Below are 19,247 nucleotides of genomic sequence, written 5' to 3'. Positions count from 1 at the left end.
TGGATGATAAATATATGTTAATGCTAACATAGTAAATTGGGTTAATCTAGTAAGTAGGGCCATTGGCAGAGAATCATTTGCCATCAGTTAATCATTCGTGTCCGCCCCTCCCAAAACTTCCTTCTAATAGCCGCTTTATTCAACTTTCCTACCGCTGTTTTAGGGAGATTATCGATGATTTCCAGTCGAGTAGGAACCTTATAACTAGCTAGTTTTCGATAGAAGTATTGCTGCAACTCACTTAACGTAATCCATGATTTTTTATTCAAAGTAACGACGGCCGTAACTTCTTCTCCTTCGTCAGGCAATGGAGTACCTATTACAGCAATTTCACGAATGGAAGGGTGTTTGCTGAGTACTTCTTCAACTTCAGAACAGTAGACATTTGAACCATTTACAATAATCATATCTTTTTTTCGATCTACGAGATATAAAAATCCATCTTCATCGAATTTTCCTAAGTCCCCCGTGTATAGCCAACCGTTTCGAATGGCTTTCTGTGTTTCCTTGGGATTGTTCCAGTAACCCAACATCATCTGCTCGCCTTTACAAATAATTTCTCCTACCCTCCCTGATTGAACGTCGTGACCAAATTCATCAACGATACGTATTTCAAAAGGTTGTTGGCCCCAACTAGTAATATTTGAAGGGTTACCAACGGATAGTAGCCGCTCTAATTTACCATCTATAAAGCACTGGTTTACTGGCAAAAAACTAATACATTGACCACTTTCCGTTTGCGAATAGACTTCTTTAATTTGAGCATTAGGAAAAACTTTACGTGCTCTATGTAGTGTGTTCACACTGATTGGAGCTCCTCCACACGAGATCACTTCAACGGATTCCATACATCGGTCTTGGATACTGTCCATCGTAACGATATCTCTAAGTAAAAGCCCGACCGTGCCAAGATATTTTATTTGCTCGCGCTCAATAATATCAATGACATCCTTAGCTCGCAAAGGATAAGATTCTGCATAAATCAGACAGCCACCTTCATATAGGGTTGTCCACAGCATAAATTGTCCGGTTATATGAGCCTGATTTAACACAATAGCCTTCTTTGTAGGATTGTGACCTCCCCTTTTTATTGGGTCCATAAAAGACCAATGACTAATACTGCGATGAGAATGCATGACACCTTTAGAATGACTGGTTGTGCCCCCTGTATAAATGATGAGTGCTATGTCATCCGGGTCAGGCTCATACCATTGTGTTAGCGGTGGGGACGTGGCAATAAAAGTTTCTATGGAATGTGTATTACCGCTACCTTGCAAGGGAATAGCATAGGTATTGTTTAGTAAAGAGAAACATTCCTCTACTTGTAAATGATGAGAGTCGTATACGATAGCGATAGGGTCTGCACTTTGAAGTATTTGATTGATTTCATTCGGTACTAGGTTGGGGAAAATAGTAACCGGAATAGCACCTATTGCTATTGCAGCGCATTCGGCAATAACGAGATAGGGAGAAGGATGGCTTAGCAAGGCTATTCGATCTCCAGATTTGAAGCCTAGTCCGTGAAAGCTATAGGCGACGCAATTTACTTGATGCAGCAACTGCCCATAAGTAAGGATGATGTTCTGTTGTTTGATTGCGCAATTGGTGGGATGCATCTTTGCAACAGTGGGTAATATTTTTGAGAGCAGCATGTTTTTCCCCCTATTTAAGGTAGCTCCATTATTCATCACAATCACTCTTGCTGCATAATTAGAACGTATCATCATAACTGATTTACAGCAATGACTTTTTACGACCTTACGGATAAATTTTGTCGCTGGGTGGTCTTAAGTTGCATGGAGCTTTCATTGGGGCTTATTTATTATCTTTCACCCTGCTGGCAAGTGAGGTCGTTCTATGTATACATAAAATGGCCGCAGGTACCTCAACCAGGTGCCTGCGGCCATTTATGGTTATGACTTATCCGTTGAGCCTAAGGGATTACCTTCCATACATCAGCGCTGCCTGGTGTTTCACCTTGTGTCCACCATTTAGCCTCATAGTTTAGTCCGTTGTGCGACACTTTACTGCCGCCTACGTAAGCTGTTGCTGCACTCCATGCGGGATAAGTAGTTGATGCTGGCATTGTGGTGACATTCAATACATTGCTTGCTGCGGATACATTTCCAGCGGCATCAATGGCTTTGACCGAGAAGGCATAACTCGTATTAGGCGTTAAGCCTGTAACGAGATGTTCGATTGCTGTTCCTGGGACAGTCGTTATCAACGTAGTACCGCGGAATATTTGATATCCAGTAACTCCAACATTATCTGTTGAAGCATCCCACATTAATGGGATCGTTGTCGTTCCAATCATGCCCATGACATGCAAGCTGCCCGGAGCTGTTGGAGCTGATGTATCTGGGCCACTGGCAGCAAGCGTTTTGAAAGTTACTGTGTTGCTTGCCGCGGATACATTTCCGGCAGCATCAATGGCTTTAATTGTAATGTTGTAGGTTGTATTGGCAGTTAAACCGGTCAAGGTAGTAGTTAGTGCTCCGTTTATAGTCGCGATTTGGTTAGCACCATTGAAGATACGATACCCGACAACGCCAGTGTTGTCTGTAGACGCATTCCAATTGATTTTGGCGCTTGTTGTAGCGATATTGGATGCTGCAGCACCTGTCGGAGCAGTTGGAGCCGTAGTGTCGGAGCTTCCGCCTCCAAAGTTAACATCAATCACATTATAGAAAGCATTTAGTGTATCGGAAATTTCCCAAACTGCGAGGATTACTTGATAGCCTGACCGGCTAGGGACGTTACAAGTATCAGAGTAAGTGCCGCCTGGCTTCTGTCCATTGGAAGATACGCTGCAGAATGGTGTTAAATCGAATGAGGCGCGAGTAAGTGGGGCATTAGGGTCCCAATTTTGTTTTGTAATGTAATATTTCCAGCTTGCTGTTGCGTGAGGGACTTTGATGCTCCAGTTAAAGGTATTCGAACCTGCGCTTATATTAATTTTTGACCAGCGAGTGGAGGATTGTTGATCAAGTTGAGAGAACATGCCAACGCCAGCGCTTGCAATTTTCCCATCAGCAGGCCCGCCAGAAGGAAATCCTTTAGTTCCTTCTAGACTGTATGGCTCATAAATAATCAATCCACAGTTTGCATTTACGTTATTCGCACAAAGACCTGCACGACTGTTAGTTACGTAACCGTGTGCGGAAGCTTGATCCGCCAGTATGAGTGACATGGTGTAGAGGAGTACGAGTGTAATACCGCCAGTGATAAGAAATTTTAACGGATTGTTATTTAATAAGCGTAAAGAAGACATCATAAATCCCTCCATTTTCATATTCATGAATAGACAAACATAACCTGTGGTTGTCAGGTGCCAGCATTGGCTCTAGCTACTTAGAGTCAAAGACTGCCTGTTTGTTAACGAAAAAAATAGCCGCCTCCCTTCGTCAGTACGAATATATACAAACTTTTAGTAGAGTCCATACTCCCGATCCTTACCATTCAGTAGAAAGCGATTTCACTAGTAAATATGCAAGAAACTAGAAGCAACACTATCATATCCATGCTATAAAAAATGAGCAATACCGATCTTGCCGCGATTACAATTTTGATTCTATGGATACAGATAGATTAGCGGGTTCATTGAGCAATATGACTTAGATCTAAGTTTCTATACAGTTCTTGAAAACTACCATTTTCGAGATATGTCGGATTTTCAATGTAAGTAAGGAAAGGAGAAGGTGAGGATGCTCAGCTTTATATAAATTTTCAGGGGTAAGCTTCGTGTTCAATCCCTCCAGCTATTTTTTAAACGCAAAAAAGACCGCAAGGCTATACCTGTGGTCTACATGGCCCTCGATGGAGGGCAGCTTAAATAAACCAATTAGGATATTTATGGAATAAACTTATCATGCAAAGTTAACGTGTATTTCATTTTATTTTCAGGTTTATGCTTCATAATAGCTAATAAGTTGCTTCAAACATCATGATCTGGTTAATAACGTATGGGAAAAACATATGGCGAATTGTATGGTCTATAAATCGAATTTTTAATAAATAAAAGTTAGTTTTGAATCGGAAAGGTGGAAATAAAAATGAAAAAATCGACAAGTGCGGCGGCGGCGTGGTCTTTTTCAATGATGATGCTATTAGCGCCAACAATATCTGCTCAGGCGGATTCATCTGTACCAACTGCGCCGTCTGTCATCAAGATGGCAGAAGTACAAAAGCGTGTCGATAATCCGGATAAACGGCTACTGACGCGGGAAAAAAGCAATTTGTTCCACGAGAAACATGTCGAATCGGAACGTAATGCCAGCGAGAAATAATAAAAGTGTCGAAGAGGGCATTTGCAGTATATAAAGCTACTTAGGTGAACATAATTCCTTATTGCTGCAGCAATAGACCACATAGAAAAGCAGGCTATGAACGGATGATCAAAAGTCCGTTAAGCCTGCTTTTTCATTTATTTTGCTGCTTGTTTTGCTTCAGCAGTAAGCTATACTGCTCAATTGCACGAATACGAGCTTGTTTCAGATCGACAATGGCATTTGCTTGTGGTTGATGTATCGCTTTGTCGGAGAGATGAGCGATTTGTGGCAGCCATTGGCGAATATAAGAGCCGCTTGGATCGTATGTCTCTGATTGGCGTACTGGATTCATAACGCGGAAATAGGGGGCAGCATCATAGCCTAGCGAAGAGCTCCATAGCCATCCACCCCGATTGAGTACGTGATCGTAGTCAGCTAGTTTGTCTCGAAAGTAAGCTTCACCATAGAAAAATGGACAGAGTAGCTGCTTTGTTAAGAACATAGCTGTGACCATTCGAAGGCGATTGGGCATTGCTCCTGTTTCTTTTAACTGTGTCATAGCGGCATCAATGATCGGTATCCCGGTTTTTGCTTCCGCCCAATAGTTGAATGCATCTGTGTTGAAGCCAGACCAATCAAATTTCTGCTCATACGAGAAATAATCTGGGTTTCGCAATGCTTGATAGAGATAGAAGTCACGCCATGCGAGTTGGCGAACCCAGCTGTCTACATAAGAACTCTTATCTTGAGCAGCTACTTGTTCGTATACTTGTCGAATGGAAATAGCTCCTGTGTTTATATATCCGCTCATTTGACTTGTATGGCTCCACCCATACCTATCTCTTCCTCGCTCATAGTCGGGGAGCTTTTCTGCTAAGAAGTTTTGCAGTTTTTTCTGCGGTTCCTCTTCTGAAAATGAAGGGGATGTCGACTGTAGAGCGTCATACAACCATAGAGGGATCGAAAAATCTTGTATAGTACTTGGCGAAACTTGTACCGTTTCAAGGTCATTTAGCGAAGTAAGCATAGGCGGTTCCGCAAAAAGATGCATAGCCTGTTTCCATTTGTTATAAAATGGGGTAAATACTTTGTAAGGCTGATCACGGTTGGCAAAATGATCAAAGGAATCAGCATCAATAAGCATATGATCGATATCGGTTATTGTCTTTAGCCCGCAAGCTTGAGCCGTATCGATTAATGTCTGGTCGCGTTGTTTGGCATAAGGAGTTAAATCCTCATGAAAAGCGACTATCTGCAGAGGGTAATTAGCGGCTAACAAGAGTAGAACTTGATCAGGTGAACCATAGGCAATCACTAAATGTTGGTTGGCTTGCTGGTAGTTTTGTTGCAGGCGACTAACCTGCTGCAAGAAATGTCGACCACTATGCTCACGAGCGCGGCATTCATCTAGCAGCGCGGGATCTAGAACGAGTATATGAATGCCAGGCATGTGCAAGGAGCGAAGTTTATCGAATAGTCGCATGTCTGTCGTACGTAAGTCACGCCGATGAAACCAGACGTACATGGAAATTCTCCTTTCGAATTGAAGGTGAGGGGAAAATAAAAACCCGACAGGATGTGTTAATCACCTCCCACCGGGCTTGGTATCACGTATTCATATAAAAGAAATAAGTACTATTTAGCGTGTTTCTCGAATTGTGTGTCGCTCATTACGCGACGAGCACCCAAGTAACGATCTTCGTAATAGTTCATGCTAAGCTTGTCGATTGTAACGCCCTTATTCGTAGCAGAGTGAGCGAACTTACCGTCGCCTACATAGATACCAACGTGGGAAACGCCTTTGCCGCTAGTGTTGAAGAATACAAGGTCTCCAGCGCGAAGCTCGTCTTTGGAAACTTTAGTGCCTTCTTCAAACTGAGAGCCAGACGTACGAGACAAATCTAAGCCTAGTTTGTTAAATATGTAGCTAGTAAATCCTGAGCAATCAAAGCCGCTTGTTGTTGTACCGCCGTATTTGTAATCTACTCCGATTACTTTGTCGATTGCGCCATCCATTGTCGTTGCTGCGAATGCACTTCCTGCTCCAAATGATAGCAGTAGGCTTGTCGCCAGTGCGGCTGTGATTAATTTCTTCTTCAAGTATAGGTTCCCCTTCCGTGCCTGCGAGGTTAGCTGTAGGGTTCGGTTGAAGGTCTCCCTATGATCCCTGTGCAATCCGAGATCAATTCACCCAAAAACTTGGTTCCCCCGCTTCCCGGATGTCTCGGGAATTCGGCTTTCATAATAGGACATCTTACATTCCGTCACACGTAATTACAATTTTGCAAGAAATTCATCGTCGTTCATGACAAACTTGTAATAAATCTACGGTTTATTTTAACAGACATTTTCGGATTTTACAAACTGCTTATGTCCAAAAACGCAAAAAAACTTGCTTAAACCTATCATTTAGGCTCAAGCAAGCGTTTTCTTCATTCTTTTTTGTTCATTTTCTAACTATTTCTCGATATTACGCATGCAATCTGTTTTAAATAGGCTTGTTGTCGGTCTTTTGCCACAAATCAAACCGACTTGAAAGGCTCCATATTTGTAACAAAGTCCTTATGGCTGGATAAGCCTGTTGTAACAAAAGGGCAGTCATTCCTGTCCAAAACATAGCTGCTGCTGTAACTAATGTACTTCCGATCAATCCTATAGCGAGAAAGAATAAAGATATTCCGAGTATAGGCAGCAGAGCGCGTATACCCGTAAGTAGGGCTGACCATATTGATTGCTCACTAGCCTTTCCAAATTGCATAAATAAGAATAAGTGATGTACAATCCATCCACCAACAAGCCAGAGAATGAGTACGGGTGCTGCCTGTTGTAGGAGCTCATTTGCACTCATGGCACTTTCTAGAAGAGCAATTAATTTAGGTACGATCCAATATGCCGGGAGAAGTACGAGAATCAGTTCAAATATATATAGTAAGCTGATCGGTTTCCACAATGCTTTCATACCGCGAAAGAATGCAAGTCCTTTGCTATTGCGTTGTGAATAAGACATGCTGTGCAGCAATCCCGCATGAATGAGTGGAGTAAGCAGCATACGCAGTGCTACAAATCCGACGAGTGTCCATAAATAGGGCGCATACTCCGTTGTTTTAGTTAATTGAAAATGCGCCTCGATATGGAATAAAGAACGACTTAATTCTGTGGGAGCGGGCTCAGGATAGCGTTGCAGCAACGGAACGACGATATGATCAATGAAGCGGTACAAGAAGAATCCCCATAACAGCTGATAAATAAATAGAATAATCCAGATGTATAGATGTTCTTTGACCCAATCCCAACCCGCGTGAATATGAGGTTTTATTGTCATCAACTGATCACCATCCTAACAGCTTACTCATCATTTCGATCCATTTCATTGCCGTCCAATCAACGCGAGTACGTACGGGTTCTTTTACAGATGCCTTCATATAGTTATTAATTTGCTTATTGTCCAGCACGATCGTATGTAGAGGATCGACGAATACCCAAGCGAGCGGTGAAGAATGGGTCAGCTTGTATTGAATACGATCTCCTTCACCAGACCATACTTTGCGGGTTGTACTCCCATCTTCGAATCGGAATACAATGGGTACTTCAGGGTAATCGGCACCACGTTTGGAAATATGAACGATCGACTCATATTGGTTGCCAGTTTTGTTTAATTGAATGGACTCTACTGCAAAGTCAGCCATCTGCCGATCGTACACATACTGACTGAAAAATGAAGTCCAGCTGCGCTTGGTAACGGATTCCACAACGCGTTGAAAATCGGCAGTAGTAGGGTGCTTGAAACGATATTTTTCTGTATAGGTTTTTAATATTCGTTTCATTGTCTTCTCGCCTACTTGGCGCTCCAAGGCTACTAGTACGAGCTTTGCTCTTACATATACATTTTCTGCATAGTGTTCTTGATTATGATATTGCCAAGCTGACTGCTTTAACGGGGCAGGAGAAGTAATGTAGCTAGACTCCACCATCAAATTTGGGACAACCCCAAATTCCGATTCCATCAGCTTATCTTCAGCGTAAGACGTAAAGCCTTCATCCAGCCAGGCTTCCTCAAATTCGTTAGAAGCGAGTAAGCCGTAGAAGTATTGATGGCCGATCTCATGTACAACCGTTCGCTCTAAATCATAGCCTGGACTATCGTCACCGGCTCCGAATGTCGTCACTAGTGTAGGATATTCCATACCGCCAGCTCCGTTGGCTTCAAGCGGAGGTACTACAATAGATAGTGTTGAATACGGGTACTCTCCGTACCATTCGCTAAATTGATTTAGAGCTGCTTTGGCCGCATACATATAGCGTTCTTTTAGTGCTTGGTGTTTTGGATCTAAATAGAGCTTAATGCGCACGCCAGGCACATTTTTGGACGAGAAAGGTTCCTCAGCATAGATGAAATTAGGAGATGCTGCCCACGCAAAATCGTGTACATCATCGGCATAAAAGTGATATACCTTGCTACCATTCGCGGTCACAGGCGTTTTCGTTGGAAATCCAGTCGCTGCAACGATATAAGACTCAGGGACCTGAATCCGGACATTAAAAATCCCATAATTCGAGTAAAATTCGGAGTTCCCATGATATTGATGTACATTCCATCCATCTGCATTGCGTCCCCTTGTACCTGCCTTTTCATAGGCGGTGAGCTTCGGGAACCATTGTCCTGCCATAATGAAGTTGTCAGTAGCACCCATGCGTGCAAATATGCTTGGCAATTTCACTTCATACTTCATTTTTAACGTAATGCTCTCACCAGCTTTGACTGGTTGGGGCAGGCGTAATTTCATCACCGTTCGATCTTTCGCATTGCCATCATCTGGCTGAACGTATTCCAGTCGATTCATCAGAGGCAAGCCATCTTCTGTCTGAATCGCGGTGAGTCGCATATTGCCGTAGCCATTTGTAGGCATTGTATCTCCGCGTAGTTTCCCCCCAGACTCTTTCATGAAAGTGGTATCTGCTGATTCAAAGGCATTCGGATAAAGGTGAAAATAAAGTTCATTCACGGTTTTGCGCCCTGGATTGTTCCAGGTTACTGCCTGCAATCCGTGTAGGGTCTTAGACACCTCGTCCAGTTTCACGTCAATATGATACTCTGCAATTCGCTCTGAGCGCGGAGTATCGATTGGAGGTGGTGGGGGAGCAGCGGGCCCCTCTTTCCTCGTAATCTGTTCGGTTGCTTCAGGTCCGACAGAAGGGACTAGTTCATTAGGCAGCAGCCATATTAGCAAGCAAAATCCCGTTGTCATCAATACGATAGCATATAAGGCGGAGCGATAAGCATGAGCTCGGGTCATTGATTCGTACCTCCCGTTGACAAGCATCTACCGCATGTATATGTTGGCTTTTACCCGATTATTAGCTAAAATAAAAAATGATTGTGATCCGGTTGTATGCTGCTATCTAGACAAGTGGGGAGCATTTGCATACGAGGAAGGAGAATAGACTATGGAACAAGAAAAGAAAGCTAAGAAGCAGCTTGCATTCAATGTTGTAAGCAGCAATGATAAGCATAAAGGATTCGGTGCAGGCAGCATCGATCTGAATAGTGTATCACCGGTTATTATCGATGAGGGTCGAGCTTACATCGATATGGGTGCCATGCACGCAAAAAGTAAGGTAGAGCGTGGCATTAAATTTTCTATGAATAAGGAAGACGTGCCGAACGGTCGCCAATGTTGGATCGTTTGGGTTGCGGTGGATCGCTCACCAGAGGGTTCTTTCTATGGAGGCCTGACAGCTTGTGAGATGCTGGTGGATACAGAAGCAAAGCGTGGATGGAAGATCCTTGCTGACCATGTAAATAAGATGGATTATGCGATGAAGCGCCGTGTGATCGTTGATGGACTTGGTGCTGAAGAAAAAGCAGCCCTTCGTCAATTGCTTGAGACGCATAATGCAGAGTGGTGGGAACGTACTCCTGCTGAATTTAAGGCGGAGCTGGAGGCATAACGTCTCGTAATATGGATTTCGCGGGGAATTAAGTTCTTCTGTCCATATATGTAACTGCTCATTGTATACAGTGGCATCCTGTCATGAATAAACAACCTTTGTTCCGTAGCGTGCTGCGGTAATGAGGGTTGTTTTTTCGTTTTTATCATCTTTAAGATTGTGGGCTAGGTTAAAGTGTTGATGGGAAAGCAGACAAAAAAAGTCCCACCCCATAATATAAAGTCGCGGGGTGGGCAAAGTCTGTTACCTAATGAAGGGATTTAATTCAACGCAAAAATGTAACCCAAAGCATTAATTCAATGGTGAATCATGTCTAAAGGCTACGTTACAAATATTAGCAAAATTCGCTTTCGAGGGCAATAGGTAAAATTCGACAAAGTTCGCGAAATTTCACGCAAGGTGGTCATTATTCCGACCACCAGCGTTTAAAATGCAATTTAGCTACTACTTTTTCATTGCTCCTTGCCAGAAAAGATCTACGATGGATGCAGCCAGCTGTTCATGGGATGAGAATAGTTGGCGTGCGCTATCGCGGTTGCCCATCATGAGTAATGAGGAGAAAGCATGAGCAAGCAGCATAGGCGATCCTGATTGCAGTTGTCCTTGTTCCATAGCTTCCTCGAAATGTTGTGCAAGCAAATCATACAACATATGCTCAGCTGAACGAATTCGTTGTATGTGTTCCTCAGACAACTGTTTCTCTGCCTCTTTTAGCATGGTTTCCAGGTCGCTGTGCGGCTGTGCAATCTTTACATAAGCAACACGTTCCAATCGATCGCGCAAATGTCCTTCACTGTCCATAAGAGACTTAGTAGCTTTATGTGCAATCGTCAGCATAAATTCGATAGCCGCGGTGAACAATTCAGCTTTGTTGGAGTAATAGTAGTAAATAGTGGCTTTCGTAACGCCGCATATAGCAGCAATTTGTTGTAAAGATATAGCTTCATATCCCTGTTCCATAAATGTCTTGGCAGCCGTTTGAATAATGACCTTCTGAATAGGCATTTCTTGTTCATTGAGTTTTGGTCTGCCAGGGGTACGAGAAACTCGTTTTTGTTTCGACATGTATAGGTCACTCCATTTCTGCGTTTCGTGCATCTATTGATCAAAAAGTAGTTGTTAAAATATTAACCTTCGGGTATATATAATATTAGAGTTCTTAGTTAATACTTTTTACACATTAGATGAAATCAGCCAGTAGTTACGGTCTAGTATACCTTTCCAAGCTGTAAAAATCACCCGCAGCATAGGCGGAGAACGACGTAACTAATGGTAAATACGTGTAACCGTAGAAGGAGGAGCGTAATGGAAGGTTATCGTGGATTGACCAAGTGGGTTACTGGAAAGTATGGCAGATGGATAACTCTTGCGTTATGGATTGCTGTCGTACTCGTGTTAAGCTTCATTTGGCCAAATGTAAATTCACAAGAGAAAAATAATGAACCAAGCTTGCCAGAGTCGGCTCCGTCCGTTCAGGCGGAACAAATGGCAAATAAACAATTTCCAGGTGAAGATGGCTCGCCAGCCCTTATCGTATGGAAGCGTGAGGGAGGCATCGAGGTCGGAGATATTCATAAGCTGCAGACATTAACGAAGCAATGGCAGCAAAGTCCTTTGCCGTATATGGAAAAGGTTATACCTTTGCATCAACTCCCAACCCCTGCGGTGATGTCGCAGTTATCGGAGGATCGTTCTACACTTGTGTTCCCAGTTATTTTTGATGAACAGGCAGATCCTGATCAATTAAAAGAGGGCATAACACAGTTAAAGCGGGATGTCACAGATCAGTTCGCTGATGATCCATTTAGCGTAAGCTTAGATGATAAGGAGAAGCTGTCTGCACGTATTACGGGGCCTGTTGGTATTCAAATTGATGCTACAGGATTGTTTAAAAATGCAGATGTATCTTTGCTTATTGGAACGGTACTGCTTGTTGTGGTCATATTACTGCTTATTTATCGCTCGCCGATACTCGCACTCATTCCATTAATTGCTGTAGGGTTCGCTTTTGGTGTTACGAGCCCAATATTAGGCTATATGGCTCAACAAGGCTGGATTACGGTAGATGCGCAAGCCATTTCCATCATGACCGTACTCTTGTTTGGCGCAGGTACGGATTACTGCTTATTCCTAATTTCGCATTATCGTCAAATGTTGACGATAGAAGTTGATAAAGTCCGCGCCTTAGTTGCTGCTTTCCGTGGTTCGGCAGGTGCTATTGCCATGAGCGGCCTTACGGTTGTGCTTGCACTATTTGCCCTGCTGCTTGCTGAATATGGGCCTTATCAGCGTTTTGCGGTGCCGTTTAGTATTTCAATATTTATTATGGGTCTAGCTAGTTTGACGTTAGTGCCTGCTATGCTTGCTATTCTAGGAAGAGTTTCCTTCTTCCCATTCGTTCCTCGCACGCCACAGATGCAGGAAGAGAGAGCGAAACGTACTGGAAAGATAGGGCGGGCTCACAAGAAGCAGGCTAATCCTTCAGACAGTCGCATCGGAAGACTTGTCGTGAGCAAGCCTTGGAGCGTTATTGTTGTGACGCTGCTTTTGCTAGGTGGGCTTGCAAGCTTCTCACCACAAATCAAGTATACGTATGATCTGTTGTCTTCCTTTCCATCCAACATGGAATCCAGAGAAGGGTTTACAGTAATCGGGGAGCAATTTGCCGTTGGTAATCTGGCTCCCGTTCAAGTCATCTATGATTCAAATGGTAAGCCAACTTCAGTGGCAGAAGCTCTGCGTGCCTTACCGTTTGTATCTACTGTTTCCGAACCACAGGTGGGAAAAGAAAACAAAGAGATTATCGCTCACAATATCGAGTTCAATATAAACCCTTATTCCGTTGAGGCGATGGAGCACATCCCTGCCGTTCGTTCAATAGTGGAACAAGCGCTTCAGCAAGCTGGAGTGTCGGAAGTAGAGCAAAAAGTATGGATAGGCGGTCAAACTGCTGCACAGTATGATACGAAGGTAATAGGCCAACGAGATACACAGCTTATTATTCCAGTTGTTATCGGTCTTATTTCCTTACTGCTGCTCGTTTATTTGCGCTCCATTGTCGCGACTATATATTTAATTGCTACGGTAGTCTTGTCGTATTTCTCTGCACTTGGTCTTGGGTGGGTTATTTTCCATTACGGATTCGGTGTAGAGGCGATACAAGGAGCAATACCGCTCTACGCATTCGTCTTTCTTGTTGCCTTAGGTGAGGACTACAACATCTTTATGGTGTCTCGTATTTGGCAGAAGAGTCGGTATTTGCCGCTAAAGCAAGCTATTCGTGAAGGTGTGAGTGAGACGAGTTCGGTTATCACTTCGGCTGGCATTATACTAGCTGGCACATTCGCGGTCTTGGCCTCTTTGCCGATACAAGTGTTGGTGCAGTTTGGCACGGTTACTGCGTTAGGTGTGCTGCTCGATACGTTTATTGTACGTCCTCTACTAGTGCCAGCAATTACCGCTGTGTTAGGGCGTGCTGCTTTTTGGCCGGGATTGCACCGAAAGGTTGATGCAGCGCAGTTAAATAGCTCTACTGCTACGGAACAATCATAGTTGGCAGGATGTTAATAAAGGCAGATTGGTATCCAAGCTACTTTTGAATAAATATATATACAAAATAAAGCCCTGAAGATGCTGCATCTTCAGGGCTTACTGCTTAGATAGTACAATTTTAATGTTATTCTGACCACCAGCGTTTAAAATGCTGCCACCAAGACTTTTTCTTGGCTTCGGCTTCAGGGAGTACGGTCTCTGATTTGGACTTGTCGACTTGTTGCTGATCATGTTCATTGCATATTTCTTTAGGCTCTGTACCACGGACAAAGGTTTCAAGTTGTTTTGCGGAACAGCCTGCGCCAGCAAGCTTGCCGGTATTAGGATCGATATAGGTACTTACAATGTTATCTGGTACAGGGAAAAGCTTTGGTGGCACATTAGCCAATGCTTTTTCCGTGAATTGGGCAAATATCGGTGCGGATCGACGAGCATCTGATTGTGTTATCTTTTTGCCTTTGTCATAACCTACCCATACCGCAGTAGCTAGCTCAGGCGTATAGCCTACGATCCAAGAATCGGAATCGGTTGTCCCTGTTTTGCCGGCTACAGGTCGTTTAATCAGAGTAGATACCCGATTGCCCGTTCCTCCTGCCTCAAATACACTTTCCATAAGGTTGGTGAGGATGTAAGCCTCCTCAGGGAGTACCACTTGCTTCTCCACAGGTGTAGGAGCTTCATACAAGAGACGACCACCCGCATCTGTTACCGCTAGCACGGTACGCGGGGTTACTTGTCGCCCCTCATTGCTAAGTACAGCATAGGCAGTTGCCATTTGAAAAGGGCTGACAGGAAAAGTGCCTAATGCTAAAGATGGCAGCGGCTTTAGTCCATTTTGAATGCCTAATCTCTCCGCCATATTAACGACTTGCTCAGCTCCTACCTGCATCAGTGTGTTCACGGCATAAATATTATCGGATGCTGCAATTGCTTGTCGAAGCATAATATCGCCATAATATTTATCTCCATAGTTATTAGGCTTGTACACTTTGCGGCCTTCGTCATAGGTGAAAGAAGTCGGTTGGCTGACGAAGCGCGTGGCTGCCGTTATGGCTTTCTTCTCAAGTGCAGCTAGATATACAATCGGCTTAAACGAAGAGCCAGGCTGCCTTGTCTCCGCAAATACGCGATTGTATTGATTGGTGCGGTAGTCCTTGCCCCCGATCATCGCCTTTACATCACCTGAGCGAGGATCAATTGCGACCATAGCTGCTTGCAAATCGCCTTCCTCTGGGACATGCTTGGCTATTGCCGCTTCAGCGGCTGCTTGTACCTGACGATCCAGCGTCGTATAAATACGCAGACCTCCTGTGGCGAGCGTAGCTTCAGAAATACCTAATGCATTCAGTTCTTTTTTCACATAATCACGGAAAAATGGGGCCACAAGCAGCTCAGAGCGATCGGTGCGTGAGCGGAACGCAAGTACTTCGTCATAGGCTTCCTTTGCCTGTGTATCTGTAATTTGACCTAGCTCAACCATGCCGCGAAGGATAACTTGCTGTCGATCCTTCGCATTTTTCATGTTTAGCCAAGGCGAATAATAGGAAGGACCACGCGGGATGCCGACAAGCATTGCGCTTTCAGCAAGTGACAGTTTACGTGCTGACTTGCCGAAATACATTTGTGAGGCTGCCTCAATTCCGTAAGATCCGTGTCCATAGTAGACGTTGTTTAAGTACAACGCCAAAATCTCATCTTTGTTATATTTCATTTCCAGCTGTAAGGCGAGTAATGCCTCTTTCAGTTTGCGCTTCCATGTTCGTTCATGCGACAAATATAGATTGCGCGCCAATTGCTGTGTGAGTGTGCTTGCCCCTTGTTTTGTTGACATGTGCTCTAGGTTAACAAGGGTTGCTCTAGCGATGCCGCGTGCATCTACTCCCCAATGATGATAGAAATTACGATCTTCCGTTGCGATGGTGCCTTGAATGACATAGCGTGAGATCTGATCGATTTTAACGGATTGCCGCTGCATCGATCCTGATGTAAGCATGGCAACAGGCTTGCCCTCTCGATCTAACAGCTCGGAATCCTGCTGAATTTGCGATGGGGGCAGGTCTGTCATATATAAGTAGCCAATTACGGTCACTGTCGTGCCTAGGCCGAGTACGAATAGAGTGATAAAGCCGGTCAGCAACCATCGGAGCCAGCGGTTTTTGATTTTGCGTTGCGTTGTGACGGCCATTTCGAGTTCCTCTTTTCCTGATGCGACAACGATGCCGCAACTGATCTTAGTAATCAGTATGGAATAGGAACATTAAGGATATTCATTTCTGCTGCATATATTCGTGATTATTCCTGTGTTTAGAAACCAAACTCTACTTGATTCACGTTCAAGGATTCATTGAATTGAACATGGATAATAACCCCGTCTTTCTTATACAGACTCAATTGATACATTTTCTTGTCAAAGAAGGCTGTATACCCGGTAATATCAACGCCAAGTATCTTATCAATCAGAGGCTTGGCAGCTTGGACTGCCTCTTCTTTCGTGTATTTGTTATCTAGGCCTTTAAAATAAAGGACGTTGGAAAGGCCGGCTGAAAGTACTTTTCCACTCTCACCATGAATGTAGACCGATTGCAGCTCGTTCCCTGAATAAACGATATAATTTTCGTTGGTATCTCCTTCTTCTTCATCCAAACTTACGATGGTTTGAAAGTTCCAATATTCTATCCCGTTCTTGTCATTGGTACGCACTGCATAGTTAAAAGGTACCGGTTGTTTTGGTGTGAGGTGTCCAATGGCCACCTCAGCAGTTTGTCGATATTTATTATCGAGGGTATGTATAGGATGAATGAACTGATAGGCAGTACTTACTTCATTGCTTTTTAAATCATGCTTCATAATTAGGTATTGTCCCATATAAGTGCTAGAATCCACTATCTGTATGTGTTCTTTTTTGCTTAGAAAATCTTTTTCAAAATAGGCTTTCTCGATGTTAAATCTGGGTGGTGCGAGATTTTGAATCAACTCGTTTGCTGATTTGAAGGTAACAGCTGCAGGGCTTGAGATTTCCTTCTTGGAGAACTCTAATTTAATCGATACTATTTTAGCTGTTTTTCTATCAAGTATGATGACAGCATCCTTACTCTTTGATTCTAGGTACCAGCATGACATTTTTGTTTTGTTTTCTATCCAATCAAGTTTGTAAGCCCGGCTCAGAGTGAAGGTTTTGCCATTCCCATAGTTCTTTAGGGCTTGCTCAGCAGCGTTCAAGTATTCTTTATCCAACTTGGAGATATCGATACCTTCATCGTATTCATCTTGATAAGAGGTCGATTCAGCCGAGACTGAAGTGGTGGAGATAGTAAAGCTCAGGATCAGTGCTAAGACAAGTGTGCAGAGAAATGACTTTTTACAGTTATACATGGTGTATTAATCTCCTTTTTAAGTGGTAAATATAAACTACGGATCGCTAGCTCTATTTATTAAGGTACATAGTGGATAGCGTTTTCCACTTTACTACAAATTTCGGGTCGTGTAATGATAAACATTTCCTGCAAATTATATAAAATGGTTGATTTTTGGGGGGGATTCTATATAATAGCTTTTGTTTGGTGCAAATTGGAGATGAAGTGTTACGAATGTTACACCTGAACCATTACGAGCATTTCTAACTGGGACCAACGATACCATCACCCGAAGAAAGAAGGTTGATTGTTATGGAATTGTGGTTTACGGAGAAACAAACGCCGGCATTCGGCATTACGGCAAAGGTTCGCGAGACTTATGTAGATGAACAGACGCCATTCCAACATTTATCAATGGTGGAGACCGAAGAATTCGGCAGAATGCTCGTACTGGACGGCATGGTCATGACGACAGTAAAAGACGAGTTTGTATATCATGAAATGGTCGCTCACCCTGCGCTTGTGACGCATCCGAATCCGAAGAAAGTGCTCGTTGTGGGCGGTGGAGACGGCGGCGTTATTCGCGAAATTTTGAAGCACCCTTCTGTAGAGAAGGCTGTACTTGTTGAAATTGATGGCAAAGTCATCGAGTACTCCAAACAGTACTTGCCAGAAATCGCTGGCGAGTTGGACAATCCTCGTGTAGAAGTCATTGTAAACGATGGCTATATGCACATTTTGAACAGCAAAAACGAGTATGATGTTATCATGGTAGACTCTACGGAGCCTGTAGGCCCTGCAGCACCGCTCTTCGAGCGTGGTTTCTACCAAGGTATTTATGAAGCATTAAAAGAGGACGGCCTGTTCGTTGCACAGACGGACAACCCTTGGTTCAAAGCGGACTTGATTCAGCAAGTTAACCGTGACGTAAAGGAAATTTTCCCGATCGTACGTGTATACGGCGCGAACATTCCAACTTACCCAAGCGGCTTGTGGACGTTCACAATGGGAAGTAAGACGCATGATCCGCTTGAAGTGGATGCGGCTACGATCCCTGATATGCCAACAAAATACTACTCCTCACGCCTTCACCATGCAGCATTCTGCTTGCCGAAGTTCGTTGAAGATTTGACGAAGTAAGCGGAGCGCAAAGGAGAAGACGACGATGAGATTAGATCAAAAATATTCGGGTAACGTATTTATTCTAAGCTCTGACAACTACGAGGAATCCAAAGCAGTCATTTATGGTATGCCGATGGATTATACGGTATCATTCCGTCCTGGCTCCCGATTCGGCCCTGGCCGTATTCGCGAAGCATCTGTTGGATTAGAAGAATACAGCCCTTATCTCGATAAGAGCTTGGAAGAAGTAACATACTTCGATGCTGGCGATCTGCTGTTGCCATTTGGTAATGCGGCACGCAGCTTGGATGTTATTCAAGAGTATGTAGCGGGCTTGATGAAAGACGACAAGTTCCCAGTTGGACTTGGCGGCGAGCATCTTGTTTCGTGGCCGGTCATTCAAGAAGTATACAAGAAGTATCCGGATCTCGCGATTATTCATATCGATGCGCATGCTGATTTGCGTGAAGATTATGAAGGTGAGCCGTTGTCTCACTCAACACCACTGCTTAAGGCAGCGAAGTTGATTGGCAGCAAAAATATTTATCAGTTCGGCATTCGCTCTGGTTCCCGTGAGGAGTGGGCGTATGCGCGCGAGAACATCAATTTCTATCCGTATGAAGTAGCTGAGCCTTTGCGTAAAGTACTTCCTGAGCTTGCTGGTCGTCCGGTATATGTAACGATCGATATCGACGTACTTGACCCTAGCTGCGCACCTGGTACAGGTACGGCGGAAATTGGCGGAATCACGACGAAAGAGTTGCTGGAAGCGATCCATCTTATTGCTGGTTCGGAAGCGAACATTATCGGCTGCGACTTGGTTGAAGTAGCGCCGATTTATGATCCAACGGAGCAAACACAGATTGCAGCGAGCAAACTTATTCGTGAAATGCTGCTTGGTTTCGTAAAATAATAATCTAACGTAATCTTAACCACCTTTCTCGACTATGCATCTTATTTGTATAGCAGGAAGGTGGTTTTTTAGTTTGAAGTAGTAAGA

14 protein-coding genes and 1 riboswitch are annotated in these 19,247 nt (G+C 43.8%); of the genes, 5 read left to right on the top strand and 9 right to left on the bottom strand.

Annotated elements, in window-relative coordinates; genetic code table 11:
• Positions 1-83: 83 nt before the first annotated feature.
• Together FPZ44_RS25400 and FPZ44_RS25395 are read right to left on the bottom strand one after the other, a co-directional pair.
• On the bottom strand, positions 84-1,688 hold the full coding sequence (locus tag FPZ44_RS25400; protein ID WP_186786241.1) for a class I adenylate-forming enzyme family protein: 1,605 nt from the start codon (positions 1,686-1,688) through the stop codon (positions 84-86).
• Between the two features lie 245 nt (positions 1,689-1,933).
• Positions 1,934-3,277, bottom strand: a complete 1,344-nt coding sequence (locus tag FPZ44_RS25395) for a lytic polysaccharide monooxygenase (RefSeq protein WP_186786240.1) — start codon at positions 3,275-3,277, stop codon at positions 1,934-1,936.
• 778 nt (positions 3,278-4,055) lie between these two features.
• Here FPZ44_RS25395 and FPZ44_RS25390 point away from each other — a divergent pair.
• A complete protein-coding gene (locus FPZ44_RS25390) occupies positions 4,056-4,289 on the top strand; it encodes a hypothetical protein (RefSeq protein WP_144995315.1) in 234 nt (77 codons plus the stop codon).
• Positions 4,290-4,422: 133 nt separating this feature from the next.
• Here FPZ44_RS25390 and FPZ44_RS25385 read toward each other — a convergent pair whose 3' ends face one another.
• The 4 genes from FPZ44_RS25385 to FPZ44_RS25370 form a co-directional block, all read right to left on the bottom strand.
• Positions 4,423-5,796 carry a cryptochrome/photolyase family protein gene (locus FPZ44_RS25385; protein ID WP_144995313.1) on the bottom strand — a complete coding sequence of 458 codons (1,374 nt, stop codon included), beginning with the start codon at positions 5,794-5,796 and terminating at the stop codon, positions 4,423-4,425.
• A gap of 110 nt (positions 5,797-5,906) precedes the next feature.
• Positions 5,907-6,371, bottom strand: coding sequence for a C40 family peptidase (locus tag FPZ44_RS25380; RefSeq protein WP_144995311.1), 465 nt, complete (start codon positions 6,369-6,371; stop codon positions 5,907-5,909).
• A gap of 3 nt (positions 6,372-6,374) precedes the next feature.
• A riboswitch (cyclic di-AMP (ydaO/yuaA leader) is annotated at positions 6,375-6,519 on the bottom strand.
• 240 nt (positions 6,520-6,759) lie between these two features.
• Positions 6,760-7,593, bottom strand: a complete 834-nt coding sequence (locus tag FPZ44_RS25375; RefSeq protein ID WP_261378561.1) for a carbamoyl transferase — start codon at positions 7,591-7,593, stop codon at positions 6,760-6,762.
• A gap of 7 nt (positions 7,594-7,600) precedes the next feature.
• Positions 7,601-9,565, bottom strand: a complete 1,965-nt coding sequence (locus FPZ44_RS25370; protein WP_144995309.1) for a M1 family metallopeptidase — start codon at positions 9,563-9,565, stop codon at positions 7,601-7,603.
• Between the two features lie 151 nt (positions 9,566-9,716).
• On the opposite strand from FPZ44_RS25370, the gene FPZ44_RS25365 reads away from it, so the two are divergent.
• Positions 9,717-10,220: a YwhD family protein gene (locus FPZ44_RS25365; RefSeq protein WP_144995307.1), complete on the top strand. Its 504-nt coding sequence runs from the start codon at positions 9,717-9,719 to the stop codon at positions 10,218-10,220.
• A 444-nt stretch (positions 10,221-10,664) separates the two neighbouring features.
• On the opposite strand, the gene FPZ44_RS25360 is transcribed toward FPZ44_RS25365, so the two are convergent.
• Positions 10,665-11,285 carry a TetR/AcrR family transcriptional regulator gene (locus FPZ44_RS25360; protein ID WP_186786239.1) on the bottom strand — a complete coding sequence of 207 codons (621 nt, stop codon included), beginning with the start codon at positions 11,283-11,285 and terminating at the stop codon, positions 10,665-10,667.
• Between the two features lie 240 nt (positions 11,286-11,525).
• Here FPZ44_RS25360 and FPZ44_RS25355 point away from each other — a divergent pair, with 240 nt between their 5' ends.
• The gene (locus tag FPZ44_RS25355; protein ID WP_144995303.1) at positions 11,526-13,772 is read left to right on the top strand and encodes an MMPL family transporter; all 2,247 of its coding nucleotides are present in this window, start codon (positions 11,526-11,528) and stop codon (positions 13,770-13,772) included.
• A 124-nt stretch (positions 13,773-13,896) separates the two neighbouring features.
• Here FPZ44_RS25355 and FPZ44_RS25350 read toward each other — a convergent pair whose 3' ends face one another.
• Positions 13,897-15,957 carry a transglycosylase domain-containing protein gene (locus tag FPZ44_RS25350; protein ID WP_144995301.1) on the bottom strand — a complete coding sequence of 687 codons (2,061 nt, stop codon included), beginning with the start codon at positions 15,955-15,957 and terminating at the stop codon, positions 13,897-13,899.
• A gap of 119 nt (positions 15,958-16,076) precedes the next feature.
• Complete coding sequence (locus tag FPZ44_RS25345) at positions 16,077-17,144, bottom strand: hypothetical protein (RefSeq protein ID WP_144995300.1); 1,068 nt, start codon at positions 17,142-17,144, stop codon at positions 16,077-16,079.
• A 293-nt stretch (positions 17,145-17,437) separates the two neighbouring features.
• On the opposite strand from FPZ44_RS25345, the gene speE reads away from it, so the two are divergent.
• Both speE and speB read left to right on the top strand, forming a co-directional pair.
• A complete protein-coding gene (speE, locus tag FPZ44_RS25340) occupies positions 17,438-18,265 on the top strand; it encodes a polyamine aminopropyltransferase (protein ID WP_144995298.1) in 828 nt (275 codons plus the stop codon).
• 25 nt (positions 18,266-18,290) lie between these two features.
• Entirely contained in the window at positions 18,291-19,160 is an 870-nt protein-coding gene (gene speB / locus FPZ44_RS25335; protein ID WP_144995296.1) for an agmatinase, read from the top strand.
• Positions 19,161-19,247: the final 87 nt, after the last annotated feature.

The organism is Paenibacillus agilis (assembly GCF_007786455.1).
GTDB lineage: Bacteria > Bacillota > Bacilli > Paenibacillales > Paenibacillaceae > Paenibacillus_B > Paenibacillus_B agilis.
Note: the sequence above shows the minus strand (reverse complement) of the source record. Positions and strands in the feature narration are given on the sequence as shown.

Coding starts and splice junctions, on each gene's coding strand:
- speE (WP_144995298.1), top strand. CDS start 17,438: ATGGAATTGTGGTTTACGGAGAAACAAACGCCGGCATTCGGCATTACG.
- FPZ44_RS25400 (WP_186786241.1), bottom strand. CDS start 1,688: ATGAATAATGGAGCTACCTTAAATAGGGGGAAAAACATGCTGCTCTCA.
- FPZ44_RS25370 (WP_144995309.1), bottom strand. CDS start 9,565: ATGACCCGAGCTCATGCTTATCGCTCCGCCTTATATGCTATCGTATTG.
- FPZ44_RS25385 (WP_144995313.1), bottom strand. CDS start 5,796: ATGTACGTCTGGTTTCATCGGCGTGACTTACGTACGACAGACATGCGA.
- FPZ44_RS25395 (WP_186786240.1), bottom strand. CDS start 3,277: ATGATGTCTTCTTTACGCTTATTAAATAACAATCCGTTAAAATTTCTT.
- FPZ44_RS25345 (WP_144995300.1), bottom strand. CDS start 17,144: ATGTATAACTGTAAAAAGTCATTTCTCTGCACACTTGTCTTAGCACTG.
- FPZ44_RS25355 (WP_144995303.1), top strand. CDS start 11,526: ATGGAAGGTTATCGTGGATTGACCAAGTGGGTTACTGGAAAGTATGGC.
- FPZ44_RS25365 (WP_144995307.1), top strand. CDS start 9,717: ATGGAACAAGAAAAGAAAGCTAAGAAGCAGCTTGCATTCAATGTTGTA.
- FPZ44_RS25375 (WP_261378561.1), bottom strand. CDS start 7,593: ATGACAATAAAACCTCATATTCACGCGGGTTGGGATTGGGTCAAAGAA.
- FPZ44_RS25360 (WP_186786239.1), bottom strand. CDS start 11,285: ATGTCGAAACAAAAACGAGTTTCTCGTACCCCTGGCAGACCAAAACTC.
- FPZ44_RS25390 (WP_144995315.1), top strand. CDS start 4,056: ATGAAAAAATCGACAAGTGCGGCGGCGGCGTGGTCTTTTTCAATGATG.
- speB (WP_144995296.1), top strand. CDS start 18,291: ATGAGATTAGATCAAAAATATTCGGGTAACGTATTTATTCTAAGCTCT.
- FPZ44_RS25350 (WP_144995301.1), bottom strand. CDS start 15,957: ATGGCCGTCACAACGCAACGCAAAATCAAAAACCGCTGGCTCCGATGG.